The sequence below is a fragment of the Halobacteriovorax sp. RZ-2 genome, assembly GCF_043196685.1.
In the GTDB taxonomy this organism is placed as follows: Bacteria; Bdellovibrionota; Bacteriovoracia; order Bacteriovoracales; family Bacteriovoracaceae; genus Halobacteriovorax_A.
Genome location: NZ_JBEBMR010000001.1, coordinates 101,289 through 126,223 on the forward strand (window position 1 = coordinate 101,289; position 24,935 = coordinate 126,223).

At 37.6% G+C, this 24,935-nt stretch carries 29 protein-coding genes; 15 read left to right on the top strand and 14 right to left on the bottom strand.

What is annotated here, in order from left to right; all coding sequences use genetic code 11:
- Nucleotide 1 precedes the first annotated feature (1 nt).
- On the bottom strand, nucleotides 2-1,570 hold the full coding sequence (locus tag ABMA78_RS00415) for a sensor histidine kinase (RefSeq protein WP_392855936.1): 1,569 nt from the start codon (nucleotides 1,568-1,570) through the stop codon (nucleotides 2-4).
- Nucleotides 1,571-1,690: 120 nt separating this feature from the next.
- Here ABMA78_RS00415 and ABMA78_RS00420 point away from each other — a divergent pair, with 120 nt between their 5' ends.
- Together ABMA78_RS00420 and ABMA78_RS00425 are read left to right on the top strand one after the other, a co-directional pair.
- Nucleotides 1,691-2,461, top strand: a complete 771-nt coding sequence (locus tag ABMA78_RS00420; RefSeq protein WP_392855938.1) for a 3'-5' exonuclease — start codon at nucleotides 1,691-1,693, stop codon at nucleotides 2,459-2,461.
- Nucleotides 2,462-2,538: 77 nt separating this feature from the next.
- Nucleotides 2,539-2,937 (top strand): DUF309 domain-containing protein, encoded by a 399-nt coding sequence (locus tag ABMA78_RS00425; RefSeq protein ID WP_392855940.1) that lies wholly within the window; start codon nucleotides 2,539-2,541, stop codon nucleotides 2,935-2,937.
- Here ABMA78_RS00425 and ABMA78_RS00430 read toward each other — a convergent pair.
- A complete protein-coding gene (locus tag ABMA78_RS00430) occupies nucleotides 2,860-3,279 on the bottom strand; it encodes a group II truncated hemoglobin (protein WP_392855941.1) in 420 nt (139 codons plus the stop codon). The two genes, ABMA78_RS00425 and ABMA78_RS00430, sit on opposite strands and share 78 nt — an antisense overlap.
- Nucleotides 3,280-3,328: 49 nt before the next feature.
- Nucleotides 3,329-4,594, bottom strand: a complete 1,266-nt coding sequence (locus ABMA78_RS00435) for a S8 family peptidase (protein WP_392855942.1) — start codon at nucleotides 4,592-4,594, stop codon at nucleotides 3,329-3,331.
- 198 nt (nucleotides 4,595-4,792) lie between these two features.
- Between ABMA78_RS00435 and ABMA78_RS00440 the strand changes: the two genes are divergently transcribed.
- From ABMA78_RS00440 to ABMA78_RS00455, 4 genes are all read left to right on the top strand, one after another.
- Entirely contained in the window at nucleotides 4,793-5,509 is a 717-nt protein-coding gene (locus ABMA78_RS00440; protein WP_392855944.1) for a VC0807 family protein, read from the top strand.
- Nucleotides 5,510-5,534: 25 nt separating this feature from the next.
- Nucleotides 5,535-6,587 (top strand): aldo/keto reductase, encoded by a 1,053-nt coding sequence (locus tag ABMA78_RS00445; protein ID WP_392855946.1) that lies wholly within the window; start codon nucleotides 5,535-5,537, stop codon nucleotides 6,585-6,587.
- Between the two features lie 90 nt (nucleotides 6,588-6,677).
- Nucleotides 6,678-7,286, top strand: a complete 609-nt coding sequence (locus tag ABMA78_RS00450; RefSeq protein ID WP_392855948.1) for a hypothetical protein — start codon at nucleotides 6,678-6,680, stop codon at nucleotides 7,284-7,286.
- Between the two features lie 95 nt (nucleotides 7,287-7,381).
- Nucleotides 7,382-7,939 (top strand): hypothetical protein, encoded by a 558-nt coding sequence (locus tag ABMA78_RS00455; RefSeq protein WP_392855949.1) that lies wholly within the window; start codon nucleotides 7,382-7,384, stop codon nucleotides 7,937-7,939.
- A gap of 74 nt (nucleotides 7,940-8,013) precedes the next feature.
- Here ABMA78_RS00455 and ABMA78_RS00460 read toward each other — a convergent pair whose 3' ends face one another.
- The 3 genes from ABMA78_RS00460 to ABMA78_RS00470 form a co-directional block, all read right to left on the bottom strand.
- Nucleotides 8,014-8,499: a hypothetical protein gene (locus tag ABMA78_RS00460; protein ID WP_392855952.1), complete on the bottom strand. Its 486-nt coding sequence runs from the start codon at nucleotides 8,497-8,499 to the stop codon at nucleotides 8,014-8,016.
- A gap of 227 nt (nucleotides 8,500-8,726) precedes the next feature.
- Nucleotides 8,727-9,197, bottom strand: a complete 471-nt coding sequence (locus tag ABMA78_RS00465; RefSeq protein ID WP_392855953.1) for a hypothetical protein — start codon at nucleotides 9,195-9,197, stop codon at nucleotides 8,727-8,729.
- Nucleotides 9,198-9,378: 181 nt separating this feature from the next.
- The gene (locus tag ABMA78_RS00470; RefSeq protein WP_392855956.1) at nucleotides 9,379-10,398 is read right to left on the bottom strand and encodes a 3-oxoacyl-ACP synthase III family protein; all 1,020 of its coding nucleotides are present in this window, start codon (nucleotides 10,396-10,398) and stop codon (nucleotides 9,379-9,381) included.
- 218 nt (nucleotides 10,399-10,616) lie between these two features.
- On the opposite strand from ABMA78_RS00470, the gene ABMA78_RS00475 reads away from it, so the two are divergent.
- Together ABMA78_RS00475 and ABMA78_RS00480 are read left to right on the top strand one after the other, a co-directional pair.
- Nucleotides 10,617-11,492: an endonuclease I family protein gene (locus ABMA78_RS00475; RefSeq protein WP_392855958.1), complete on the top strand. Its 876-nt coding sequence runs from the start codon at nucleotides 10,617-10,619 to the stop codon at nucleotides 11,490-11,492.
- A complete protein-coding gene (locus ABMA78_RS00480; RefSeq protein ID WP_392855959.1) occupies nucleotides 11,473-11,919 on the top strand; it encodes a hypothetical protein in 447 nt (148 codons plus the stop codon). Before ABMA78_RS00475 ends, ABMA78_RS00480 begins: the two co-directional genes overlap by 20 nt.
- Here ABMA78_RS00480 and ABMA78_RS00485 read toward each other — a convergent pair whose 3' ends face one another.
- Nucleotides 11,920-12,051 (bottom strand): hypothetical protein, encoded by a 132-nt coding sequence (locus ABMA78_RS00485; RefSeq protein WP_392855961.1) that lies wholly within the window; start codon nucleotides 12,049-12,051, stop codon nucleotides 11,920-11,922.
- Nucleotides 12,052-12,056: 5 nt separating this feature from the next.
- A complete protein-coding gene (locus tag ABMA78_RS00490; RefSeq protein ID WP_392855962.1) occupies nucleotides 12,057-12,218 on the bottom strand; it encodes a hypothetical protein in 162 nt (53 codons plus the stop codon).
- A gap of 196 nt (nucleotides 12,219-12,414) precedes the next feature.
- On the opposite strand from ABMA78_RS00490, the gene ABMA78_RS00495 reads away from it, so the two are divergent.
- Genes ABMA78_RS00495 through ABMA78_RS00505 form a run of 3 tightly spaced genes read left to right on the top strand, consistent with a single transcriptional unit; the run spans nucleotide 12,415 to nucleotide 14,186 of the window.
- Entirely contained in the window at nucleotides 12,415-12,870 is a 456-nt protein-coding gene (locus ABMA78_RS00495) for a hypothetical protein (protein ID WP_392855963.1), read from the top strand.
- A 2-nt stretch (nucleotides 12,871-12,872) separates the two neighbouring features.
- A complete protein-coding gene (locus tag ABMA78_RS00500; protein WP_392855966.1) occupies nucleotides 12,873-13,460 on the top strand; it encodes a tRNA-uridine aminocarboxypropyltransferase in 588 nt (195 codons plus the stop codon).
- Between the two features lie 15 nt (nucleotides 13,461-13,475).
- Nucleotides 13,476-14,186: an arginyltransferase gene (locus tag ABMA78_RS00505; protein WP_392855967.1), complete on the top strand. Its 711-nt coding sequence runs from the start codon at nucleotides 13,476-13,478 to the stop codon at nucleotides 14,184-14,186.
- On the opposite strand, the gene ABMA78_RS00510 is transcribed toward ABMA78_RS00505, so the two are convergent.
- Entirely contained in the window at nucleotides 14,183-14,797 is a 615-nt protein-coding gene (locus ABMA78_RS00510; protein WP_392855969.1) for an alpha-ketoglutarate-dependent dioxygenase AlkB family protein, read from the bottom strand. The genes ABMA78_RS00505 and ABMA78_RS00510 overlap by 4 nt on opposite strands.
- A gap of 14 nt (nucleotides 14,798-14,811) precedes the next feature.
- On the bottom strand, nucleotides 14,812-15,600 hold the full coding sequence (locus ABMA78_RS00515) for a hypothetical protein (RefSeq protein ID WP_392855970.1): 789 nt from the start codon (nucleotides 15,598-15,600) through the stop codon (nucleotides 14,812-14,814).
- Nucleotides 15,601-15,888: 288 nt separating this feature from the next.
- Between ABMA78_RS00515 and ABMA78_RS00520 the strand changes: the two genes are divergently transcribed.
- Entirely contained in the window at nucleotides 15,889-17,685 is a 1,797-nt protein-coding gene (locus tag ABMA78_RS00520; protein WP_392855971.1) for a hypothetical protein, read from the top strand.
- A 4-nt stretch (nucleotides 17,686-17,689) separates the two neighbouring features.
- On the opposite strand, the gene ABMA78_RS00525 is transcribed toward ABMA78_RS00520, so the two are convergent.
- From ABMA78_RS00525 to trmFO, 4 genes are read right to left on the bottom strand one after another with little or no spacing between them, the layout of a single operon-like run.
- Nucleotides 17,690-18,766, bottom strand: coding sequence for a hypothetical protein (locus ABMA78_RS00525; RefSeq protein WP_392855973.1), 1,077 nt, complete (start codon nucleotides 18,764-18,766; stop codon nucleotides 17,690-17,692).
- Between the two features lie 10 nt (nucleotides 18,767-18,776).
- The gene (locus tag ABMA78_RS00530) at nucleotides 18,777-19,745 is read right to left on the bottom strand and encodes an NAD-dependent epimerase/dehydratase family protein (protein ID WP_392855976.1); all 969 of its coding nucleotides are present in this window, start codon (nucleotides 19,743-19,745) and stop codon (nucleotides 18,777-18,779) included.
- 18 nt (nucleotides 19,746-19,763) lie between these two features.
- On the bottom strand, nucleotides 19,764-20,690 hold the full coding sequence (locus ABMA78_RS00535) for a DMT family transporter (RefSeq protein ID WP_392855978.1): 927 nt from the start codon (nucleotides 20,688-20,690) through the stop codon (nucleotides 19,764-19,766).
- Nucleotides 20,687-22,057 (bottom strand): methylenetetrahydrofolate--tRNA-(uracil(54)-C(5))-methyltransferase (FADH(2)-oxidizing) TrmFO, encoded by a 1,371-nt coding sequence (gene trmFO, locus ABMA78_RS00540; protein WP_392855980.1) that lies wholly within the window; start codon nucleotides 22,055-22,057, stop codon nucleotides 20,687-20,689. Before trmFO ends, ABMA78_RS00535 begins: the two co-directional genes overlap by 4 nt.
- A gap of 114 nt (nucleotides 22,058-22,171) precedes the next feature.
- On the opposite strand from trmFO, the gene ABMA78_RS00545 reads away from it, so the two are divergent.
- Genes ABMA78_RS00545 through ABMA78_RS00555 form a run of 3 tightly spaced genes read left to right on the top strand, consistent with a single transcriptional unit; the run spans nucleotide 22,172 to nucleotide 24,867 of the window.
- Nucleotides 22,172-23,926: an NAD+ synthase gene (locus ABMA78_RS00545; protein WP_392855982.1), complete on the top strand. Its 1,755-nt coding sequence runs from the start codon at nucleotides 22,172-22,174 to the stop codon at nucleotides 23,924-23,926.
- Nucleotides 23,927-23,952: 26 nt separating this feature from the next.
- A complete protein-coding gene (locus tag ABMA78_RS00550) occupies nucleotides 23,953-24,540 on the top strand; it encodes a hypothetical protein (protein ID WP_392855983.1) in 588 nt (195 codons plus the stop codon).
- A 57-nt stretch (nucleotides 24,541-24,597) separates the two neighbouring features.
- Nucleotides 24,598-24,867, top strand: a complete 270-nt coding sequence (locus ABMA78_RS00555) for a hypothetical protein (protein WP_392855986.1) — start codon at nucleotides 24,598-24,600, stop codon at nucleotides 24,865-24,867.
- Nucleotides 24,868-24,935: the final 68 nt, after the last annotated feature.

Below are 24,935 nucleotides of genomic sequence, written 5' to 3' on the forward strand. Positions count from 1 at the left end.
CTTACTTCCTTTTAGGTAGCGTAATAATAAATTTCGTCGGCTTCTTTACCAACTCAATTTTTCCGCCCCATTCATCAACAATATTTTTAATAATATTTAAACCTAAACCAGTACCAGAACTCTTTGAACCTTTTACGAATTCACTTGTCAGTGTATCGAGATCCTTTGTGATCTCACCACCATCACCTACTTCAATAACAAAGAATTTATCCTTCTCATAAATCTTCAAATAGTGTTTTTCTGCACCGTGAATAAAAGAGTTCTCAACAAGGTTCTTTATTAAAATTTGAAACCAGTAATAATCAACAAAGATCGTATCATTGACTTCAATAGAGATTTCAATTTCCTTATCGTAAGTTTCCTTAATAGGAATGATTGTATCATAAATAAGATCTTCTAAATGATCTAACTTTTCATAACTGAAGGTTAACATGCCTGAAGCATTTGAACCCTGAAGGTAGTGCTTTGACTTCTCCGTCAAACGCTGTAGGCGGTAAACCTCACCCGCAATACGAAGAACATCTTCTTGCTGGTCTTCCGGCAAAGACCCCAAAGAGCGATTCATTTTTTCGACGATAAGAAGGAGAGATGCAACAGGAGTTCTAAACTCGTGAGTTAGAACCTGAAGGGCCATCTTCTTTCGACTTTCTTCAATCTTATCATCCTTAATTTTACTAAAGAGCAGCCAAAGAATGATAAAGAAGATAACAATAATCCCAGTAAATGAAGTCAGGGTTGATGTCGAAACAGTCTGTAGGAGATGCCTTGTGTTCTGTCTCCAACAAATTGGGCCATCATTATAAACACACCACTTTCCAGCACGTGCTCTTGTGATTTGATAGGGTGTCTGGTCTAAGAATCTTTCAATGGAGTCATTGGCATAGAAACGATATTCTAAGACATTGTACTGTCTTGGGTATTTAATCCTAGCAAGTAAGAAGTTCTTAGCAAGGATTGTCCCCTCTTCATTAATAATATCCTGAAGAGTTTCTTGTGAAAGACTTGCTAGAAGTCCATAGATCCCACCAAGTGGCCCAATCTCACGTTGAAGTTGAGCAAGCTCTGAAACATGAAAGTATGAAAGTCTACGTCTTACCCAAGACGTCTGAGAAGCCTGACCTGTGGCCAATTGATATTGAAATAAGAGATAGGCGTAACTTACTCCCGACTCGTGAATATAGGGAGGTGATTTCACAAACCAATTTGGGATATTTCTGATTCTGCCACAACGAATTTGTTCCCATACTCCCTTCTTGCGTGTTCCCGTTAATTGAGACTGAAGAATTTCAATATTTGAACAACCCTTTGAACTTGAAAGAAGAGATGCATCAAATTCTTCAATTGCAAGAGATGGATTAAGAAGCTGGAACTGCTCATCGGAATAATATAGTGATGAGAAGTTGACGATGGCGTAAGGAGTAATCGTGGTCTGCATCTTAACTTTTAACTCGTTAATTTCGTCAATTTGATACTGACTGGCAAAACGAGGTGCGAAAGTTTTTAAAACAAAACTTCCAGAAAAGAAGGCAACAATTAACGCCGTGAATATAAGTACAATATAAGGTTTCATTAAATCTAAGTAATCCCAGCATTTACAATATTAAACGTATCGTTAATAATTGTCCTAAATAAGTCAGAATATTGTCAATTAATCTTATGGCACACAGCAAGACCAACAAAAGGACGTCAAATGCTCATTCTTGGAGTTGATTTAGAAGGTATTAACGAAAATTTAACGCAAAAAGGTGTAAACCTTGAAGTTGACCGCGTTACAGAAATTGGAGCGGTTCTTTGGGACACACGTATCAACTCTCCAGTTAGAGTCTTCTCTGAACTTATCGATGAAAAAGATCGCTTAAAACTTACAGAAGAAGTTATTGAGCTTACAGGCATTGACGAACAATTACTTGCTGAGTGGGGCCGCCGTGGAGATGAAATCAAGATGGCCCTTGAAAGAGTTGCCCTACTTATGAAGAAGGCCGACTATATGATGGCCCACAATGGCGCAAAATATGACAAGCCGATGCTAACGGCCATGTTTAAAAGATATGGTATCGAGATGCCAAATAAAGTTTGGATTGATACTCAGGAAGATGTTGAGTACCCAAGAAGAATCACTCACAAGTCGATGGCTCTTCTCGAGCACTCACATGGCTTTATTAACCCGTTTCCACATAGAGCGGTTACTGATGTTCTTGCAATGCTTAAGATTGCATCTCACTACGACTATGCACGTATGGCAAAATTAGCGAGTGCACCTAAAGTACGTATTGTTGCAGAACTTAAGGCACCAAATTGGAAGAACCGTCAAGAAGTTGAAAAATTCAACGCTATCAAGCATAAGGTTGCACGAGCAAGATTTCAGTGGGATCCAAATGAAAAAATTTGGTCAAAGATTGTTTCTCAAGTTCATATTGATGAAGGAAAGCTTCTCTTTGATTTCGATTGGAGACTTTCATAAGATATTCCACTCGAGCACTACCACCATATAGGTTTCGTCCAGGAGTGAATCCTCACCCCTTAAAACCTGGTGGCCATATGGAAGAAAGCGGCGAGCCCCAAACAGCTCGCCTAGGTTCCAGTGAAGCTTTTAAAAATAATGAAGATTATTTATTTGCCATAGACTTAGTTAATGAAGGCTATTTCTGGGAGGCCCATGCCTACCTAGAGTCATTGTGGAATGAACATAACCGCACGGATGACTTTGCCATTTTATTTAAGGCCATTATCAAAATTGCAGCAGGACTATTAAAGCTAGAGATGAAGCAAGAAAGTGCGTTTAGAACTCACTTTGAACGCTGTCTTGAACTTTTAAATGAATTAAATTACGAAGTTTTTTGCGGAATCGAAATCAAAGAGCTAAAAGTCTTGGTTTCTCATATGCTCAGCGAATCTTTCGAAAGCGCCCCAGAGTTCTTTATCAAACTCAGGCTTTAGCTGCTTCTTATCCATGGCCTTTCTCATACAATAGAGCCACTCATCTCTTTCAGCGAAACCAATCTTAAATGGAAAATGACGCTTTCTCATACGAGGATGGCCATACTTTTCAATATATAAACTTGGGCCACCTAGCCAGCCCGATAAGAACATAAAGAGCTTCTTATTAGCACTCTCAAGTGAGCTTGCGTGAATGGCACGACACTTTGAGGCCTTAGGATCAGTATCCATGATTTCGTAGAAGTTATTAACAAATTCTTGAACGCCCTCGGCGCCACCTAGCTTATGATAAGGAGTCATCTTTAATTTTCGAATAAGAAATTCTGGCAGTTTGATTTTCATAAATAAAAAAGGGAGTCGCTCTTATAGCAACTCCCCTCTTTATATATCACTAGTTTTGGATATTGTTAAGTAGGCGGTAAGCTTCAATACGTCCAGACTTAGCTTTTGTGATAAGTCCTGGATTAGGTACAGAAGTAGAATAAATTCTTTCTTTAATTTCAGAAAAAGATAGTCCATCTTCTTTTGAAAGTAGAAGCCCTAGAACCCCTGAAACCATTGGCGTGGCCATTGAAGTCCCAGACATTTTCTTATAACGGTTATTTGGAACAGTTGAAAGAATATTTGATCCTGGAGCAAATACGTGAACTGTTTCTTGTCCATAGTTAGAAAATGATGAACGGTTACCTTTTCCATCCATTGCACCAACAGTGATCACGTTAGCAACATCATAATTTGCTGGATACGTTGGCCTAGAATCATTATCCATCCTCGAGTTACCTGCAGCAGCTACGAAAAGAACACCTTTATCACGTGCGTTTTCGATCGACTCCTTAAGTGCTTCAGAGTACTCTCCTCCACCCCAAGAGTTTGAAAGAATTTTTGCTCCATTAGCAACAGCGTAGTCAATTGAAGAGATTGCATCAATTGTTTCACCTGAACCACTATCACTTAGGAATTTAATCGACATAATTTTAACATTTGCCATTACACCCATAATACCAGTTCCATTGTGACGAGCACCAATTACACCAGCACAGTGAGTTCCGTGAGAGTGGCCATCCATTGGGTCACCATCTTTATTTGCGAAGTCATATCCGTATACATCATCAATGAATCCGTTTCCATCATCATCAATTCCGTTACCTGCGATTTCACCTTCATTCTTCCAAGTGTTAGCTTTAAGATCAGTGTGAGTGTAGTCAACACCTGTATCAATAACAGCTACAACTAGGTCGCGATTACCTGTTTCAACATTCCATGCAGCAGTTGCATTGATGTCTTCACCAGCTTTTCCTCTTGAAAACCAACCACCAGAGTTGCTTCCATCATTTAAAAGTCCCCACTGCTTAGAAAATTGTTCATCGCGATTTTCAGTTAGTGAAGAGTCATCTTGTTGAGGTGCAGAGAATTCATTTAAGTTAATAATCCAGTTTTTCTCAACATACTCAACCGCTGGGTCTTGTACAAGACCTTCGAATTTTTGCTTAACAACAGCAAATGTACCAAAGCTAAGTTTTCTAACCTGAGCATCGGCCATATTTGTGTTAACAAAAGATTCGTAACCTGGCTTTAATTTAACAATGTAACCATTGTAATTTTGAGCTGAAGCGCTCAGTGCGCACGTCATACCTAGTGCAAGAAATAGTTTTTTCATGATTTATCCTTATGTTCATCCGTGATCAAAAGTAATTCGGGTAAAAAAAATGATTTCATTTAAATTTTCTTAAGACAAGTTCAGATTTCAGGTTGTAAGAAGTTGTTACAATACCCGAGTTTTCACATTGGTCTTTTAAACCTTTTCCTACTTTATTGATTTAGGTATTATGAAGAGCAAATTATAAAAGGATTTTAAATGTCAGATTCGACTGAAACGAATATTCAAAAAAGTAAAAACGAAAAAAATGAAAACCCGTTCATCAACATTCTTTGTAATGTTGTGATTCCGTCAGTAATACTAACGAAGTTCTCAGGGCCTGAAAAACTAGGACAAGTTAATGCTCTTATCATTGCCCTTGCTTTTCCACTTCTCTATGGTGCATGGGACTTTATCTCTAAAAGAAAGTTTAACTGGATTGCGGCCATTGGTCTTGTGAGCGTTCTGCTAACAGGCGGAATTGGTCTTTTAGAACTAGATCGCACATGGATGATTGTCAAAGAAACTGCTGTTCCACTTGTAATTGGTCTTTTTGTACTTGCTTCTCAATTTACAAAGAAGCCACTGATAAGAACTTTATTTGAGCAAATTTTTGATATGGAAAAAATCCACCTGGCTTTTGAAGCAAGAGGTTTACACGACGACTTCAAACAAAAGATTCACATTGCAGGATTCTACTTCTCTTCAACATTCTTTCTGTCAGCATTTTTAAATTATGTTCTAGCGGTCATCGTCCTTAAAGGCGCCCCTGGAACAGTTGAGTTTAATGAGAGCTTAGGAAGAATGACTGCACTTAGCTTCCCAGTGATCTCTGTACCAACTTTAATTGTGACAGTGATTATTATTTTTACTCTAGTAAATTACATCAAGAAACAAACACAGCTTCCATTAGAAGAAATGGTTAAGCAGCAATAATAAAACCAAATATAAATGAGGGTTTATGAAATTTAATCAACTTGGAAATACAGATATTAAAGTCAGTGAAATTTGTCTTGGGACAATGACATGGGGTGAGCAAAATACAATTGAAGAGGCCCATGAGCAACTTGATTTAGCGCTCGACTATGGAGTTAACTTTATTGATACAGCTGAAATGTATCCAGTTCCTGGTCAACAAAGTACATACACAAAGACAGAACAATTCATTGGTAAATGGGATAAGATGCAAACTCACAGAGACAAGTTTATTCTTGCTTCTAAAGTTGCAGGCCCTGGATCAATGGATAGCTACATTAGAAATAGTGACATTAGAAAGATCGCCTTTTCAAAAAGCGATATTAAAACAGCTTGTGAAGCTTCTCTAAAAAGACTTAACACTGAATACTTAGACCTCTACCAAATTCACTGGCCATCACGTGTGACAAATTTCTTTGGCCGTCTAAATTACGAGCATATCACACCTGAGATTGAAGTAAGCTTCAATGAAAGAGTGGAGGCCATGGATGAGCTTATTAAAGAAGGTAAGATTCTTCACTGGGGATTATCAAATGAATCACCATGGGGAGTTATGAAATACCTTGAAGCGGCCAAAGAAACAAATATTGAACGCCCAGTTTCAATTCAAAATCCATACTCTCTACTTAATCGTTCATTTGAAGTTGGTCTTGCTGAAATGGCAATTCGTGAGAAAGTCGGACTACTTGCTTATTCACCACTTGCTTTTGGCGCGCTCTCTGGAAAGTATCTAGATGGAAAGAAACCTGCAAATTCTCGCCTAACTGAATACGGTGAGTACTTCACACGCTACTCTTCAGAGCATGCACAAAACGCGATCAGAGCTTATGTCGAACTTGCTAGCGATGTTGGACTCTCTCCTGCAACTCTTGCTCTTGCCTTTGTGAACAAGCGTGAATTTAATACATCAAATATCATCGGTGCAACGACGATGGAGCAATTAAGAGAGAACCTTGCCACAAGTGAAGTGACTCTTGATAGCGACACTCTTAATCGCATCGAAGAAATACACAAGGTATTTACTATACCTTGCCCATAAGACTGGCACTTTCTGCCACTCACTCCACATAAGTTCTTGATTTAATTTAATTTGATAAAATCTAGAACAAGAACTTATGTGGAGGCGTTCATGTTTTCAAAATTTAAGCACAAGAGTGAATTCGATCTTGGCAAACAAGAGCTTGCAAAAATCTTCTTTGAATTAGAAGAGTTTGAAGATGCACCTCTTAAGATGGCCCTTGCTAGTTATGAAAACTTAAAAGCTGGAACAAAATCCACAGAAGACTTCTTCTACTATCTAATTGAAGATTCAATTTTTACTTCCCTATACGCTACATTCTATGAGCGCATTTTCATGGCCATCAATCAGTATCCGGAACGTGCACTTGAATTAGTTGAGAGCTTTAGTGCTGACTCAGATGAGAGGGAGCAAGTTATTGCAACTCAAACTCAGCAGCACCTGGCCTTTGTTGAAAACTACGGAATGTGTAACGGATGCGGCTCATGTGAATACCACCAAGACGTGGCCGAATTAATCGCCTACTATCAAAAGGGTGATATCGACTTCTTTACTGAGTTATATATCGGTATGCAGACAATTCAATTTGCCATGGAATACTTTCTTTACGACTATATTCCAAGCGATCCAAAACTTGTTAAGCTTACGGCCCCTGCGCTTATGCAAAACTGGCGTGAATTAATCTACAATTACGCTAAACTTAAAGCGCGTGAGCTTTAACTCATAAACTTACAAGTTCTATCTTTAAGCTAGATAAAATTGCATAAACTAAAACTCCTTAATATCATTAATAGGATTATAAAAAGGAGTTTATAATGAAAGTACTAATTAGTTTACTAATGCTTCTGCCTGCTTTCGGTGCAGGACTTCAAATTGGAAATGATTTAGCTTCCAACCCTGTTGAAGGGAGTATCCGCTTAACATGTAATGACAGAAATCAGCACCAAATTCGCTACGTAAATTGTAGTGCAAATTACTTAAGCCCATCTGAGTTTTCACGCTTTGTTCTAGACGAAGGTGAAAGAGTTGATGCAGACGAAGTAACTCTATACTACAAGGACCACAAGGGACGCAAAAAATCGAAGTCATCTTCATTTGATGCTGAAAAAGGTGAAAGTTCTAAGAAGTTCAATCTTTGGATCTACACTCTACTTCAAAGGCCACTACTTAACTACTACGGTGAAAATGAAATCGAGTACAAGCTAGAAAAAAATGGACGCGAAGTTGCTACTGGAAAGTTCATTGTTAATGTTGAAAAACAAGACACAAAGTACTGCCAAAGTGCAAGCTACTGGTCAAGCAATATGGATGACTGTCGCTTCCCACAAAACTTCTGTGCTCGCTACTTCCGCGATTACAACTACTGCCAATAAAAAAGCAAAATACAAAGCCTCCAGTTCGGAGGCTTTTTTTATTAAATAGAAATTTAAAAAGATGTTCTAAACACTTATTTATGTTTATTAATTACAAATATGTCTTCCTTAACTTCCTCTGGCCCCTTAGGTATTACTCGATAAATCATATGTGCAACAAGGCCACTAAACATAATTAGCGAACAAATACTTTTGGATATTCCAGGCACTGTTAAGAGGTATAAACCTAGTGCCAGAGATAAAAAAGAAACAGACAAAAAAAATCGATTTAATCTTATCGAAATCATCCCCTTATACTTCTTTTCACACACACCACAAGTTTGAGGTACTTTAACTGCATGTATCCAAGAGATTGTTCTTGTCTTACAATTTGGACATGCCAGAATCGTGAAATCTTTAAATCGTGGCTCCTTGACAATCCTTAAATCACCATCAAACTCAGTTGGTATGCCCCACTTCTCATACTGTCGGGAAACGATATAAATAAAGAAAAATAAAAGAGCTAAGGCCAAATAAATTATCAAAATAGTGTATATTCCCTTCTGTGTATCAAGTAACAAGAAGCTAAATATAAAGCAGCATAAGAGATAAGCAATAATAAGTGTATTCTTATCCCTCTCTTTTTTATCAGTTATTTTGTTTGAGTATTTTGAAATTAGCTTAATTGCATAATTTACAAAGATAGAGATAAACAGATTTATTATCAAAAGTATAAATAGATCATGATGTAAAAACTCAGGTGTGAATTGTTTTATTAATTCTATTAAGTTATCAAAAAAATTAAATATCATAGATATTTAGCTACAACTTTTGCCAAAACAGTTATGAATGAATCTCTTTCATCAATTTGATAATAGTTCTTAAATTCATAACTATCTAACTCCATCTTTTGATTCTGAGATTCAATATCCTCAAGATTTAAATCACCCAAGATAATACTCTCAATATCTTTAAATACCTTTTTCTCATTATCACAAAAATTATTATCTAAATGTCCAATTGTACGAACCATGTGTAAAATAAAAGACCTTCTTGCGGGTGTCTTAATTTGTGAGATCGCTTCAACATAGTTTCCTATAGGTTGACTAAAACTTAGCTTTAAGGCTTCAATGTCTTCTTCAGTCGCATTTAAAAGCTTGTGAGACCTTAATTCATTTATTTTTTCCTTAAACCACTTCTCTTCTGATGAAGAGATAACGCCATCCATATGTATAAGACTTAAGACTAACTTCCATACTTCTAGTAGTTCTTTATCCATCTAGCTTCCTCTCAAAAATCATTATAATTAAATATCGGAATAAAAAAGTATAATTGTGAAGAAAATCACAGGCCTTAGCAAAAAACTAGAAATATAAAATAACTAACTGAAATTATAAAATAAAAAAGCCTCCAGTACGGAGGCTTTTTAGCAGTTGCGAAACCAAAGGTGCATGGCACCCTTACACGCGGTAAAGAGAAGCGGCCCAAGTAAAGCCAGCACCGAATGCAGCACTTGCCACAAGCATACCTGGCTTTAGAACACCTTCTTTCATCGCATCGTGCATTCCTAGAGGAATTGTCGCAGCAGTTGTATTTCCATATTTTTGAATTGTATTGAAAACTTTCTCTTCAGGAATTCCCATCACCTCTGCAACTTTAGAATTGATTCTTAAGTTTGCTTGGTGGAATAAGAAAACATCAACATCATCAACTGTTACACCATTTTTGGCCATAAGCTTTGAAAGTGCTTCAGTCATTCTTTTTACAGCGTGTACAAAGACAGTCTTCCCATTCATTTGTGGGTAGTGAAGTTTTTCATCAAGCATTGCCTGTGAAAGTCTTTCCGTTGAATCAAAACCAGTTCCTGCAGCAGGAAGCCAAAGCTCTTTAGCATACTTACCTTCACTGTGAAGAGAAGCATCGATAAAGCAAGGCTCAGTCTTCTTATCATTAACTTCTGTCGCACTCATAACAATTGCACCAGCACCATCACCAAAGAGAACAGAAACATTACGTCCATCTGGAGTTTGATCTAATCCTTTTGAGTGCACTTCAGCACCAACAACAAGAATATTCTTATTTGAACCACTAACAATAAATTTATCAGCAACAGTCATGGCATATAGAAAACCAGAACACTGTTGACGAATATCGATTGCTGGGATTTCTGAAAGCCCAAGCTTCTCTTGTAAGAAACAACCTGTACCTGGAAAGTCAAAATCAGGAGAGAGAGTTGCTAAGATAATCATGTCGATATCTTCTTTATTAATGCCAGCGTTTGCAATGGCCTCTTCACTCGCCTTAAGAGCAAGATCTGAAGTTGAAGTCTTTGAATCAACCCAATGACGTTGCTCAATTCCTGTGCGCTGAACGATCCATTCATTAGAAGTGTTCATCATTTCTTCGATATCTGAGTTTTTAAAAACTTGTGGTGGTACGTAAGAACCCACACCAATAATTTTACTTGCCAAAACACCCATAGTATTTCCTTTTCATAAATTTTCTTACATCTGAATTGGTGATTGATATCTTTTCAATTTAACATAAGATTCGCATATGCGATAGAGAGGACACTTACAATTTTATTTTTCTTAAATTGCCCCGATGTGATTTTTATGGGCCGTTTCTTGCTCCGTTTTTTTATTGGCCAAGATATGTTTTCTTGTTAAAGTATAATCATTCCAAGGAAGGAATTAAAATGACTAAGCTTAGTCACCTTATGGTGCTTATCTACATTCAAATGAGTTTCAGCGCGTCTGCTGGTTACAACTCAACCCAACTGACGAAATACTCTTACTACCCAGAGGATACGGCCCAGTTCATCTCAAACACAACGATAAATTCTTCTGAAAAAATTAAAGCAAAGCTTAGAGAGATCTTAGTATCTGCTCATATTAGAACACCAAATAAAAACGACTTACTTGCTAAAGATTGTAAGGGTAGACAAAATTGTTTTATTCAAAGAGTTCCAAGAAATTATAAGGAAGCTAGAAAGTATTTATTTGGAGATGTTTACCTTCAAACTTCTTCTCAAGGATATTACGTAAAAGATATTTACTGTAACCAAGAAGTTGATGAAAGAGATGGTATTGGAAAAATGCAAATTCCAAATCATCAAGTTATGAATTGTGAACACAGTTGGCCTCAATCTCGCTTTAATCCAAGAGAAGGCCGCAACACTCAAAAGAACGATCTTCATCACTTATTTCCTGCAAATTCAAGAGCTAATTCATCACGCAGTAATCACCCATTTGGTGAAGTTAATGGAAGAGTTGTGAATTCTAATTGTCAGGTTTCGCATATTGGTGAAGTCGATTATGCAAATGAAACAACAACATCATTTGAACCACCTCAAGAAATTAGAGGTAATATCGCAAGAGCACTTTTCTACTTCTCTACTCGCTATAATCTTCCAATCGATGAAGCTCAGGAATTCTATTTGAGAAAATGGCATAATGATGACCCTGTTGATGCATTTGAGGTAAGAATCAATAACCGAATTTACGAAATTCAAAATAGTCGCAACCCATTTATTGACGACGAAACTCTAGTTGATGCTATTAAAGATTTTTAAGCTTACCATTCTACTCATATCTGCTAGCTTGATTGCCTCATGTGCAACTAAGCAAGCACCTGTGAAGCCCCTAACTCAAAGAGAGAGACAACTTCTCTACTATAAGAAACTTAGAGCGGCAAAGTGGAATGAGATCACAAAGAAGCGCTCTCAAGCTCAAGAGCGTCGCTACTACAAGAATAAGAAAATTACCGTTGAAACAAGAAAGAAAAAAGTTTCTCCTAAACCTAGAAAGGTTTCACCAGTAATTCCTGTTGATCCTAATGAGCAACGAATAGAAATTGAGCAACTAATATCATTCCACTGTATAAAAGAGAGAATGGATAATTGCGATGAATTATCGACTAAGATCTACGAAAAATGCCTCCAAGAGTTTAACCCTGGAGACAAGAGACTTACTAACTGTGTGACAAAAGCTCTTAGATAACTATTCGTTACCGGCTTTCTTTTCTAACTCTTTTTGAAACTCTTTGAGTTCTTTTTCAGCTTTCTTTTTAAGTTCTTCTTGTTTCTTCTTTAAGGCCTCTTTCTGCCTACGTCTCTCCAGGAGATCACGCACAACACCTACTCGTTCAGCATTAGGCCCACCTGCTTTCCCAGCTTTTCTTCATCCTCCTCACTAACAGCTTCCTTCTTCTTAGGTTTGACTTTTGAAAAATGCCAATAGGCCTTTACTAGATCCCTGGCCTCTTTCTCTTCGAGCTTTAACCTTTCCTTTAAATTCATAGATTTCTCCTTGCCATCATGGTTGAGTGGTCAACTATATTCTATTTGGCCATATGAATCATTTCATATCAACTTAAGATAGTTTTAGATTTTCGAACAAAGTAAAAATTAACTTTGTGTTAAGTTTTTCTATTATTTTTAAACATTAGAGACTGGTTGTTGAGTTAAGTAAGTATCAGATGTATAATTCTATGGAATGAAGAGTTTAGTAATCAATACCATTGTTAATGCAAGTGTCGAAGAAATTTTGAATAATTTCAATGCCGATACAATGCAGGAGGCGACACCTCCTTTTATCAATTTAGAAGTGCCTCGCTTCGACGGTAACTCTGTATCTGATCAAACTCACCTAATTACATCAATCTGTGGCCACTACCAGTCTTGGGTTATCGAAGTGACTCAGAAGAAAGAAACTTCTGATGGAATTATCATTCGAACAGAGGCCATTGAAACCCCATTTCCATTCACAATGTGGATTCATACTTATCATATTCGCGATATTGGAAATGGCCAAACAAAGATTACAGATAATATCAAATATAAAACTGAAAACTTTGCATTTGATTTACTTATTTATCCAATTATCTACTTCATTATGTACTACCGAAAACCAATTCTAATGGACAAGTACAATAAAGAATTAAATATCTAATTATGGCCAAACGAAACCATTGCCCCAATTGCCTACGGCCACAAGGCCAGTGTCTATGCCACACAATTGAACAAGTACCTTTAGAAAATAGACTGATCATTTTACAAGATCAAAAAGAAGCACTTCACCCCTTTAACACGGCCAGGCTGGCGAAGCTGGTTGCGCCAGAAATTGAACTTGTGACGAGTGAAAATATCAACGAGGAGTTGATGCAAGAAATTAAGGGACTAAGGCCATTTCTACTTTTTAAAAATGAAAAATCCATTGCCTTAAATGTTGAAAACATTCACTTATTAGAGAGCAAGAATTTTATTGCTTTAGATGGGACTTGGAAGAAGGCCAGAAAGATCTATCACACATGGCCCCAGCTTAGTGATCTGCCTTGCTTTCACTTGGAATTAGATGATCAAAAGACAATATATCAAAGCATTCGCAAGTCTTGCGGTGAGACACACCTATCAACTCTAGAAGCCATCACAGCAACTCTCCTTGCCCTAGGTGATATTCAAGAGAGTCAAAAGGATCAATTTCTTGCGCCATTAAAAGAGCTTATAAAACAACAAGAAGCCTTTCAACACAAACCCAATTAATGCTATTATAATCAAATGAAAATGATTCTAAGCCCTCGAATTAGCGATCTTGATCAGTGTCCATATTTAAAAGAGGAAATGGAACAGCACGAGTTCTTCTTTAGTTCTGAATTAAATGATACTGAATTAGACTTTCTGCTTGAGCGTGGTTGGAGAAAGTTTGGCCAATTCATCTTTAGGCCACTTTGTCCCAATTGCCAAAAGTGTATTCCCATTCGAGTTGATCTTAAAAAATTCAAACTTACAAAGAACCAATCAAAGTTTTTAAAAAGAAATCACAATAAAGGTTTGCAAGTAAAGTTCTCACCGCTTTTATACAGGCAAAAGCATTTTGAGATTTATCGCCTACATGGGCAAAACCGTTTTGTCGACAGTATTGATGCAACGATTATTGATAACGAGTTGCTCTTTAAAGAAACATTCTATCGTTTCACTGGAACCCAACTACTAAGTGAAGTCTTCTTTGATAATAAATTGATCGCTTTTGGAATTTTAGAGCAATCCCAAAATGCTTTAAGTAGTGTTTATTTCTGCTATGATCCGCAATTTGAAAAAATGAGTTTAGGGCATCTTGGAGCACTTGCTGAAATTATGCATGCAAAGAATATGGGACTCGATTATTACTATCTTGGCTACTGGATTGAAGAGAATGAGTTTATGAAATATAAGTCTCGCTACACTCCTTACCAATTATATGACTGGAGCTCGAAGAGCTGGGAAAGCTAGTCGATAATATAACGAAAAGTTAAGTTAATTCTCTCATCAACCTGTTTGGCCGTCTTATTTAATTGATGCTTCCAATTGTGTTGAAGAGCGCCTTTCATAATTAAGAGACTCTTATCTTCAAGAACAATCTCAACCTTTTCAACGGACTTATCAAAGCGATGCTTTAAAACAAATTTACGAGACTCTCCAAATGAAGCAGAAGCAATCACAGGGTTTCTCCCAAGACTTGCCTCATCGTCACTATGCCAGGCCGCATAGTCTTTTCCATCACGGTATAGATTACAAAGACATCCATTAAATTGATGTTTTGTTATTTTTTCAATTTCTTCTTTTAGGATGAATAAATTATCGCTCCAATTATTGCGAGGTAATTTAACCCCAGAATAGCTATATTCTTTCTCATCACTATACCAAGCATGTAGTCTTGGAATCGCGTGAGTTTTACCATAGAGAGTAATCTCACCTTCTTGCCATCTAAGGGAGTTCTTCAAGTCATTAAATTCAATCTTAGTCTTAGCAAAGAAATTTGGATAATAAATCACCGTGCCATCTTTTAAATTGTAGACGACTTCTTCATTCTCACCTGCTCCAAATAGATCGAATTGACTCATTACTCTCCTAAAAATTAGAATTCAAAATTTAATAATCCTAAGTATGCTGTAGCAGCATCAAACTCACGTCCATCAATATTATATAAAGAATAGCCTATTGTTAAGTAAGGATTCCAGGCCGCTAAGTTAAGATCAAATCGGGCCCCAATATCACTAATTGTTGTATCAAGACTCAAGCACTGACCGTTTTTACAAATATCAGTCTCACCATAGTTGAAAGACGTATATGCACCAACTCCAAAGCTACTTGTCACCATATAAGTATAAGAGAAATTCACTCCCGCACCAGAGTAATCAGCATTACTCAACATTTCATATTCTACACCATTTGCAAGAGTGTACGATTCAGCTCGTAAAGAACGAATAGCTAATCCTAGACGATACTTGTGATTATCAATTGATTTAACTCCACTTACAGCAAGTTCACTTCCAATCAAGTTTATATCTTTTTCATAAAAGTCCAATGTTGATGCAATGGCACTGATTCCAAGTTGAAATTTAAAATCGTCTTTTTCCTCGACAAACTCAGGAACTAGAACTGCTTGAGTATTTTGCACTGTCTTCGGACTTTCTTGCTCTACTTTTTCAGCAGGGGCCTCTTCTACTTCTTTAACTTCTGCTTTTTGCGTTGAAAGAGACTTCGCAATCTCTTTTGCCAGCTCTTGTTTAACAAGAAGGCGCATTTGCTCATCTTTAATTGTCGAATTAATCTTCTCAACTTGAGTATTATACTCTTCTAATGACATTCCAAATGCTTGAGTTGATAACGCCACAATAAATAATAAAGATGAAATCCTCTTCACTTCTTCCCCCATGTTCCTATTTGTAAATATTAGAGCAACATAGAGGCCAAACTATTTTATGCATTTTTAACAACTTATATTAGAGCATTGCATACTTTCTAAACATAAAGCCTAATCTTAGGACAATTTTAAATATTGAGAAAAAATTGAAAGCAAACGCCACGAAAAAGACACGGTCAAAAAGGCGTAAAAGATGCCTAAGTATCTAAAATTGCAACAAATCTTATATAATAGTAAGGAGATGGACACATTTTCGATAAAATACTCTTATAAGGTGAGGAGAACGCTATGAAAATGGCAAGCGGACAATTTGTAATTATCAAGAAGTTATTAATAACTCTTATTTCATGGTCAATGCTTTTGACTCCTATGGCCTACGCCCAAGAGCAAACGGATGTGAATACACAGGCCCAGCAGGAACAAGTCCAATCTGAAACGCAGCAAGAAAAGACTGCAGACTCCACACAATCTGAGGAAGATGACGGCCGCACAGAAGTACAAAAACAATCAGATCCCAACTACTGTTATCACGATGGAACAAATCAAAAGTGTGAGGGTGGAAATGTTTATAATTGTCACCTCGAACAATGTGTTAATGCCAACGACAATAAGAACTACAATATGGAATATCAAAATTGTGGGATTGATAAAAAATGTCAGGAAGATCTAAAGGCCGATGCAAAACTCTTTACTAACCATAAGACAAGCGGTCCAAAAGGTGCTTCAGATACGATGAGTTATCTGGCAGCTGCTGCTCAAGTAGGACAAGGCTGTGTTCTTTTATTCGGTGGAATGTGCCAGACAGATGGGATCGGAACAATGCTCTCAGGGGCGATCATACTCGCAGTTGCTCTTATGTCGGCCATGGGTGATGGCTACAAGAAGAAGTTTAAAGGTTATAAAGATGCCTTAGCAAAGCTTGATGAACAAGATGAAAAAGCATGGAATCACCAAACTCAAAGAGTTGCTCTTGAAACTGAAGTTCAACTTTTAAAAGATATGGAAAAAGCAGCACAAGATAAGATGAAGCATCATAAGAGAATTATGATGATGATTACAATCTCTACTGCTATTGCGGCCATTTGTGCGGCCCTGACAATCTTTGGCTGTCCTGCTTCAAACCCATGTACATATTGGGTATTAGGTCTTGGTGCAGTGGCACTGGCACTTGAAAGCCAGGCCCTTTCTTCTGCTAAGAAGGCCCACAAGAGCGCAAAGAGTGCCCGAGAAAAAACAGAAGTCGTTCTTAGAAAACTCTTGGCCCGCTACAATAATCAATACAATCCGGCCTCGAGCCAAAAAACAGCTGTTGCCAGTGGTATGGTTATTCCAGGCGCTCAGGGATTAGGAATGAGTAATAATGATACAACATTCGACGTGGATGAAGTGAAGACAGAAAAGCTTAAAACAATTCCTAAGATGGATATAAAGATGGGGAAACTTGGGACAACAGGTGAGAACTTTGCCAACGCTATCGGACTAAGTGAAGTACAAGGTGGCTATAATAAGACAAAGGCCACAGGTAACTCAAAGTATGTAAACGAAGCACTTGATAAAAATGCTGCTAAGATTAACAAAGCGGCCAATCGTGTTCTTAAAACACTCGCAAAATCTGATAAGACAAGTGCTAAGGCCAAGAAGGCAATCAATGCGATTCTTAATCCAGCAGGAAATTCTAAGTATCTAGCAGATACACTAGCTGGTCATGTATCCCCTGTTCAGATGGCCCTTAATTATCGAAGAGCTGGTGGACGTAATGCGGCCAGAGATATCGCTAAGAATTCACAAGACTTAGAAAAAGGAACAGGAGAAGGTCTTGCTGTTGCATATGACCTAGCTTCAAAAGACTACTTAAACAAGCTTAAGAGTCAACTTAATGGTTTTGAAAGTTTACTCGACAGTGAAGATGGAGTTATGGCGCTATCTAATTTTGATCCAACAGTGAATGAGGATGCAGTTGAGCAACTAAATGACGAAGAAATCATTGATGATAAAGGAACAATCCACAAGGACTCAAAGCTGTCCCTGTGGAAGATTATTTCAAATCGTTACAATGTTATAAAATTAAAAAAGACACTAGAGTAATAAACTAAGCTTCGCAGCAGCTATCATCTCTTTGAATCTGTTGTGAAGCTTTCTTTTCTTCAATAACTTCACTAATCTTATTAAATTCTTTTAAGAAGATATGTTTAAATTTAACCATCTCATAATTAGCAGAAACCCCATGACGCTTCTTAGGATCTTCGTCAGGAATTCCAACTTGTACAGGATATCTTAGTGCAAGGTAGTCCGCAGGTAGCTCATGCACTCCTACACCAAATGGTAAAAACTTATTTCCATTTGTAAGAACTGGCCTTCCACAACTTAAGGCCTTAAGTGAAAAATGTGGAAACTTATCTGTCGTATCAATTAGATACTTCGTTCCAGCTAAAAGAGGAGCGAGCTCACCTGAGCAGCGATCACCAAAGAAAAGCTCTGGATGCTTAGTCGCATATTGCCCTAAGTGATCATGCTTTCCGATGAATTTGAATTTCTTATCACCATAAATATCGATGATCTTATAAACTTCAGAGCTTGTAAGTGGCTCACAGTTAATTAAGAAGTAATCACGCTTAAACATTCCTTCAGGAAGAATCTTGTAATCCTTTAAAGCAATTGCTGGCGTTACCTGAGTTGCACTTGGAAACTCTTCTAAAATTGCTTCTTCATTTGACCAAAGTGTATTTGCTCTTTTTAAATATTTTCTCTGTTTCGTACGAGTAAATGCTTTGAAAAAGAATTCCTTGAAAGAGGACTTCTTCTTAATCGAATTAATATCTTCGACAAAGTAAGTGAAGAGATAAGTATCATCACACATCTTGATTTCTTGAGAAAAACCACGAGAAAGATTAACCACAAGATCAACACTACATGGAATAAATAAACCTCTAGCGGCACCGTGTACTAAGTGAGATTTATCAACTAGGTCTTCCCAAGATTTTACAAAACGGTTTAGAAATGTTGAATGAATTTTTCTTTGTTCAACTGGCCCTAGAACCTGACCTTGTCTATGTACAAGAGTATAAAGCTCAACGTTATCACCGATAACACCAAGTATTGTTTCTAAACACTCAATATAATAATCTCTTTCAATAACAGCATCGCAGCTGACAACAACTTTTAACATAATATTCTCATTACCTATTTTTTATATTTTTAAAATAATTAGCAGTTTCTTTAATCCCTTGCTCAAATGAAATTTTTGGCGAGTACCCTAATTTCATAACACGACTAATGTCGGGTCTTCTACGCCTTGGATCATCTTTTGGCAGTTCCTGGTATGATAATTTTGATGATGACTCGAGAGTCGAAACAATTAATTCTCCCGTCTCCTTAATTGAATACTCATCTGGGTTTCCAATATTATAAGGCATCTCATCACCTAGCATTAGAACGTGATCAATTGCGTTTGCAAGATCAGTTACATAGCAAAATGAGCGAGTCTGGCCTCCATCACCATAAATTGTGATATCCTCTCCATCCAATGCTTGATTAATAAAATTAGGAATAACACGGCCATCATCAGGACGCATACGAGGTCCATAAGTATTAAAGATACGAACAATACGTGTATCGACATTGTACTTTCTAAAATAAGTCATTGTCAGGGCCTCAGCAAAGCGCTTTGATTCATCATAGCAACTTCTTGGGCCAATTGGATTAACATGTCCAACGTAATCTTCAACTTGTGGGTGAATCTCGGGATCACCGTAGATTTCCGAAGTTGAAGCCTCTAGAAATCTTGCTCCATGATCTTTTGCAAGCTCGAGAAGATTATGAGTTCCAACTGAATTGGCCATCATGATCTCAAGTGGGATGATTTCAAAATCAACCGGAGAAGCAGATGACGCAAGAGAGAGGATGAAGTCAAACTTCACCTCTTCAAAATCAGGCAGTCCCTGAACAATATCACACTTAATAAAGTGGAAGTTTTCATATTTAGAGAGAAGTTCAATATTAGAATTTGAACCTGTTATAAAATTATCAAGGCCATAGACTGTCGCACCTTTATCAAGATAAAGCTGGGCAACAGTTGAAGGAACAAAACCTGCTGCTCCTGCAATCAAAAAAATCTTATCTGTTAGATCCATTGGTAAATGGCCCACCTAGTCTCCCTAATAAAATTAATTCACTTGAACGTTTAATTCGTGTTTTCTATTTGCTAATTGTAGCATCGTTGATCCGAGCAGTAAAAATGCCCCACCCAATAGCTGAACAACGCTAAGCTTCTGATCAAGGGCAACCCAATTGATTATGACTGCAAAGAATGGAAAAGACATTTCAGCAATAGTACAAACCTTAGCAGAGACTAGTCCTAGCCCCTTATAATAGAAGTACATTCCAAAAATTCCAGAAATGAGGGCCAAGATACTAACCTTTCCCCATAACTCAATTGGAAAATTAAGTCCTGTGCCTGTTCCAATCATAAAAGGAATAATAGCAAGAAGGCCGACTGCAAAGCGCAGTGACATCACTTCTTTTTCAACCCAATTCTTCTTCATTAGGTACTTTCCAAATACTGTCGCACTCCCCCAACTCATGACAGAAATGAGAGCTAGGCAAAGCCCATATAAAGACGAGCGATCAAAGCTCACTTGTCCAGTCTTAATCAAATTAATAGCGCTATTAATATCCTGGTAGCTAATTAATATTGCCCCAAATAATGAAACAGCTGCCCACAAGAGAAAGCGCTTCGTGATACGCTCTTTTAAAATAAGGTAAGCAAGACTTATGGCAATAAATGGTTGAAGCTTTTGTAAGAGAATAACCAGTGATGGATTTAGGAGCGCAAATGATTTTGTGAAAGTTAAAGTAGCAATGGCCGAGCCCATTGCGCCAATCATAAAGAAGCAAAGCATTTCAAATGGCTTCATCTTTAAGATTTTCTTTCTTGCAATATAGAGAGTTGGAAGAAAGAGAATGGTAAGAAATAAGTGCTCACCAAAAACAATGATCTCACTGCTATTGTACTTATAAAGCAGAGGATAGCGAATAAGCGTATCCAGCGCCCAAATAAAGCAAGCAATGAGAATAAAGCTTAAACCTTTCACTTCGTAAAGTACCCACTCATGAATTCATCAAAGACAAGTTTCGCACGATCAGAAGCAAGTTGCTTTTTGACTTTTTTACGATTCTTACGATCACGTCTTTGTTCTTTAGTAAGAGTAACCGGAGGAAGAAGTCCGAAGTTAATATTTGATGGAGTTGGCTTAGGCACTGTCATAATATAGTTAACAAGGGCACCTAGTCCTGTCTCCACAGGAAATTGTTTAACTTCCTCACCTCTTAACTTCTTAAGAAGTTGAAGCGCTACATACTGTCCCATGGAAGCTGACTCAGTATAACCTTCAACTCCAGTAATCTGACCAGCAAAGTAAATATTAGGAAATTTCTTAACACTTAGATCAAAATCTAGCAGTGTTCTTGAGTTAATAAATGAGTTTCTATGAACAGAACCTAGGTGAAGAAAACTTGCATTTTCAAAACCAGGAATCATCTTAAAGACACGTGTTTGCTCAGGGTATTTTAGACGAGTCTGGAATCCAACCATATTAAAGGCCGAACCGAGTAGATTTTCACGTCTTAGCTGAACACAGGCATATGGAAGAGAGCCATCAGGTAATTCCAGTCCAATAGGCTTCATACATGAGAAACGGGCCGTATCAACACCACGCTCTGCCATAATATCAACAGGTAGGCATGACTCGAAGAATTTATAATCTTCAAAATTTTGGGCCGGTACTTTCTCTGCCTTAACAAGCTCTGCGATAAAAGCTTCATATTGCTCCTGATTCATTGGAGCATTTAGATAATCCGCTTCCTCACCTTCTTCTTCACTTACTGGCTTGTGGCGATCTTTGTAATATAGCTTTGAGTAATCAAGACTGTCTCCATCCACTACTGGTGCAATTGCATCGTAGAAATAGAAGTCGTCATTTGAAATATTCTTAACGATCCAATTTGATAGGCCTTCTGTCGTTAGAGGGCCAGAAGCGATAATACAAGCATCTGCCTGATACTCGGCCATTAGCGCCTGAGGATCTGATGCATCTTGTGCAACAATTGTGATCTTTTCATTTTTATGAAGACGATCAGTTACTTCTCCTGAAAAGCCATCACGATCTACCGCAAGAGCATCCCCTGCAGGAACCGCATGCTTTCTTGCAGAGTCAAGAATGATGGAGCCAAGAGCGTCCATCTCATATTTAAGAAGTCCATGCCCAGAAGCTGGATTCATCGACTTAAGTGAGTTCGTGCATACTAATTCTGCGAATGCATCGATTTTCTGTGCTGGGTTTCTCTGGATCGTTTTATTTTCTACAAGAATAACTTCAACACCATGATTTGCTAGAAAATTGGCGGCTTCACTACCGGCCATTCCAGCACCAATAACAATTACTTTTTGCGAATTAGACAATTTCAACCTCTTTAATATACTTAAATGATGATATAGACCTTATATATGCAAACATGCTATAAAGTCCATTAATTACCAGTATTTAACGTATATTATTAACATAGAGACGACGCAATGCAAATAGTCATTCATCAAACTGATCACACCATTGGCAACTTTACACAAGTTTACAAATACATAGAGAATCTTGTTCAATCTCAAGGCTTTCAAAATAAGATTCACATCTTTCCAGAGTCATTTTTAACAGGATATCCCCTCCAGGATTTAGTTCTACAAAAAACATTTATTCGCGAATATCACGAATTGCTAGGTGCTCTAAAAGAGTTATTTTCCAAGACAGATTTTGAAGAGCACACGGCCTTGTTAATCGGTGGGGTTCGTTATGACTTTGAAGAAAATAATGAAATTCCTTCAAATATCTACAACGTCATTTATGAAGTCACTAAAGATGCTAATCTAAAGGATATTTATAAGAAGTGCCTTCTGCCGGCCTATGATATTTTTGATGAAACGAAATACTATACACCAGGAGATTCTGCCACAATTTGGACTCTTGGGGACTATAAATTTGGTCTACTTATTTGTGAGGATATGTGGCACTCAAAGCAGTATGCAATTGACCCACTCCAACTTCTTATGAACAAGGCCCAAGGTGAAAGCCTAAATGGAGTCATCAATCTAAGTGCGTCGCCGTGGAATATCGATAAAGAAGATAAGCGTCTTAAAAGGGCCAGCGAAATCTCAAAGGTATTTAATATCCCTTTTTACTACGTCAATAAAGTTGGTGCAGAAGATGAAATCATTTTTGATGGTGCAAGCTTTGTCGTCAATGGCCAAACAGTAATTGCCAAGGCCAAGTCATTTGTAGCAGATAAAATGGAAGTTGAAGTTGGCCCAGCAGTCAAAATGAAAGATCTAGGAGCAGCACCTCAGGGGAAACACTCTTGGGAATCCCTTTTTGGCCCTCATATTGAAAAGACTCCTAATGGAGCAAGGCTTAGGCCACTGAGTGAAGAAAAACTCGATGCTATTTTAGGTGCCATTAATTTAGGTCTACAAGACTATGCCAGAAAGTGTGGGATGAACAAATTCCTTGTGGCCCTTTCTGGTGGAATCGACTCAGCACTTGTCCTAACACTGGTTAAGTTATTCTTGCGACCTGGACAAGAAGTTGAGGCCATTTATATGCCTTCAAAATTCTCTGCTGGCCTAAGCTGGGAGATCAGCGAAGAGCTCTGTAAGAACCTTGGAATAAAGCTTCATAATGTACCAATTAAGTTTCTCCACTCATCAGTGCAAAACCTATTTCAAGACTCGCTAGACCCTCTATCAGGACTGGCCGATGAAAATATACAATCACGCCTAAGAGGCGCCTTACTTTATGCACGCTCAAACCAAACCGGAGCGATGGTCATCAACACATCTAACAAGTCTGAACTTGCTGTTGGCTACTCGACTCTATATGGTGACTCAGTTGGGGCACTTAGCATTCTTGGGGATCTCTATAAGAGTGAGGTTTTTGCCCTTTCAAGGCATATCAACAAGAACTTCAACAATATTATTCCAGCTGCTGTTATTGAGAGGCCACCGAGTGCAGAGCTTAGGGCCGAGCAAAAAGATGAAGATTCTTTACCTCCGTACGACACCCTCGATATGATATTAGAATCATATCTTTCTTATCGCTACGACATGGAAGACCTTCTTAAGCTTGGGTTAAACAAAACTGAAGTTGAAAGAGTCATTAAACTGATATTAAATAGTGAATACAAAAGGCAGCAGTTCTGTCCTATTTTAAAACTTAAAGATAAAAGCTTTGGTTTTGGAAGACGTGTGCCGATATGTAAGAAGGTTGATTTTAATTTAGACTAGTCTATTGATTTAGGGAGTAAGAAAAGATGAATAAGACATTTGAAAAAGTAGTTAATTCTTTCGATGATGTAAAAGCAATGGTTGATAATGTTATTGCTAATAAATCTGTAAAAGAAGTAGAAAAGAACGTGATGAACTTTATCGGTCAAGTTGAGAAAGAAGCTCGCAACGTGATGGATAAAGATGTAAAGAAAGTTGTTCTAACGCTACAAAAAGAAAAAAAGAAAGTTGAAAAATTTGTTGATTCAACAATTCAAAAAGAAGTTAAGGCCGCTAAGAAGTATCTAGATGGACACATCAAAGATGTGCAAAAGCTTCAAAAGACACTTGATAAGTATCTTAAAGATGAAATGAAAAAAGCCAAGAAAACAGCAACAAAGAAAGTAAAAGAGGCCGAGGCGACAATTAAGAAGAAGGCCAAGACTGCTAAGAAAGTAGTAAAAAAGAAAGCGGCAGCAAAGAAGGCGCCTGCTAAAAAAGCCGCCCCAAAAAAGGTGGCAAAAACAGCAACAAAAAAAGCGACCAAAAAAACAACTAAGAAAGTGGCCGCAAAGAAGGCCCCGGCCAAAAAAGCAGCTCCAAGAAAGGCCGCCAAAAAAACAGTTAAAAAATAGTACTCGACACTACTGAGGGAGCCTAATGCTCCCTCAAATATCCCACAAGGTGATATCATGGAAAAGAGTCTCAATTCACATATTCAAAAACTACTTCCCAAGTTTAAGGCATCTAAGAAAACAGAAATTAACTACCTCCTGCCAAAAGTTGCGACAATGCAAGAAAATGAGCTGCGCCAAGTCCTTCACAAAATGGCCGGCAGCTTCTCATGCTACAACTTCCTAAAAATCGGTGCCTCTCTAAAGGCCTTTGAAGTCGATCAAGATCTTGACTCAAAGCGTGATTTAGTTAAGAAAACTCTGGAAGAGATTTTAACCGAACTATAGCCCAAATCCCCATTTTTATTAACAATCCCTATCTTTTGAGTGATAATGCCCAAATACTCAAATTAGAA

Coding starts and splice junctions, on each gene's coding strand:
- ABMA78_RS00430 (WP_392855941.1), bottom strand. CDS start 3,279: ATGAAAATCAAACTGCCAGAATTTCTTATTCGAAAATTAAAGATGACT.
- ABMA78_RS00550 (WP_392855983.1), top strand. CDS start 23,953: ATGAATAAGACATTTGAAAAAGTAGTTAATTCTTTCGATGATGTAAAA.
- ABMA78_RS00510 (WP_392855969.1), bottom strand. CDS start 14,797: ATGAGTCAATTCGATCTATTTGGAGCAGGTGAGAATGAAGAAGTCGTC.
- ABMA78_RS00470 (WP_392855956.1), bottom strand. CDS start 10,398: ATGGGTGTTTTGGCAAGTAAAATTATTGGTGTGGGTTCTTACGTACCA.
- ABMA78_RS00425 (WP_392855940.1), top strand. CDS start 2,539: ATGGAAGAAAGCGGCGAGCCCCAAACAGCTCGCCTAGGTTCCAGTGAA.
- ABMA78_RS00545 (WP_392855982.1), top strand. CDS start 22,172: ATGCAAATAGTCATTCATCAAACTGATCACACCATTGGCAACTTTACA.
- ABMA78_RS00490 (WP_392855962.1), bottom strand. CDS start 12,218: ATGAATTTAAAGGAAAGGTTAAAGCTCGAAGAGAAAGAGGCCAGGGAT.
- ABMA78_RS00420 (WP_392855938.1), top strand. CDS start 1,691: ATGCTCATTCTTGGAGTTGATTTAGAAGGTATTAACGAAAATTTAACG.
- ABMA78_RS00465 (WP_392855953.1), bottom strand. CDS start 9,197: ATGGATAAAGAACTACTAGAAGTATGGAAGTTAGTCTTAAGTCTTATA.
- ABMA78_RS00495 (WP_392855963.1), top strand. CDS start 12,415: ATGAAGAGTTTAGTAATCAATACCATTGTTAATGCAAGTGTCGAAGAA.
- ABMA78_RS00445 (WP_392855946.1), top strand. CDS start 5,535: ATGAAATTTAATCAACTTGGAAATACAGATATTAAAGTCAGTGAAATT.
- ABMA78_RS00440 (WP_392855944.1), top strand. CDS start 4,793: ATGTCAGATTCGACTGAAACGAATATTCAAAAAAGTAAAAACGAAAAA.
- ABMA78_RS00455 (WP_392855949.1), top strand. CDS start 7,382: ATGAAAGTACTAATTAGTTTACTAATGCTTCTGCCTGCTTTCGGTGCA.
- ABMA78_RS00480 (WP_392855959.1), top strand. CDS start 11,473: ATGCTATTAAAGATTTTTAAGCTTACCATTCTACTCATATCTGCTAGC.
- ABMA78_RS00435 (WP_392855942.1), bottom strand. CDS start 4,594: ATGAAAAAACTATTTCTTGCACTAGGTATGACGTGCGCACTGAGCGCT.
- ABMA78_RS00475 (WP_392855958.1), top strand. CDS start 10,617: ATGACTAAGCTTAGTCACCTTATGGTGCTTATCTACATTCAAATGAGT.
- ABMA78_RS00500 (WP_392855966.1), top strand. CDS start 12,873: ATGGCCAAACGAAACCATTGCCCCAATTGCCTACGGCCACAAGGCCAG.
- ABMA78_RS00505 (WP_392855967.1), top strand. CDS start 13,476: ATGAAAATGATTCTAAGCCCTCGAATTAGCGATCTTGATCAGTGTCCA.
- ABMA78_RS00555 (WP_392855986.1), top strand. CDS start 24,598: ATGGAAAAGAGTCTCAATTCACATATTCAAAAACTACTTCCCAAGTTT.
- ABMA78_RS00520 (WP_392855971.1), top strand. CDS start 15,889: ATGAAAATGGCAAGCGGACAATTTGTAATTATCAAGAAGTTATTAATA.
- ABMA78_RS00415 (WP_392855936.1), bottom strand. CDS start 1,570: ATGAAACCTTATATTGTACTTATATTCACGGCGTTAATTGTTGCCTTC.
- ABMA78_RS00450 (WP_392855948.1), top strand. CDS start 6,678: ATGTTTTCAAAATTTAAGCACAAGAGTGAATTCGATCTTGGCAAACAA.
- ABMA78_RS00525 (WP_392855973.1), bottom strand. CDS start 18,766: ATGTTAAAAGTTGTTGTCAGCTGCGATGCTGTTATTGAAAGAGATTAT.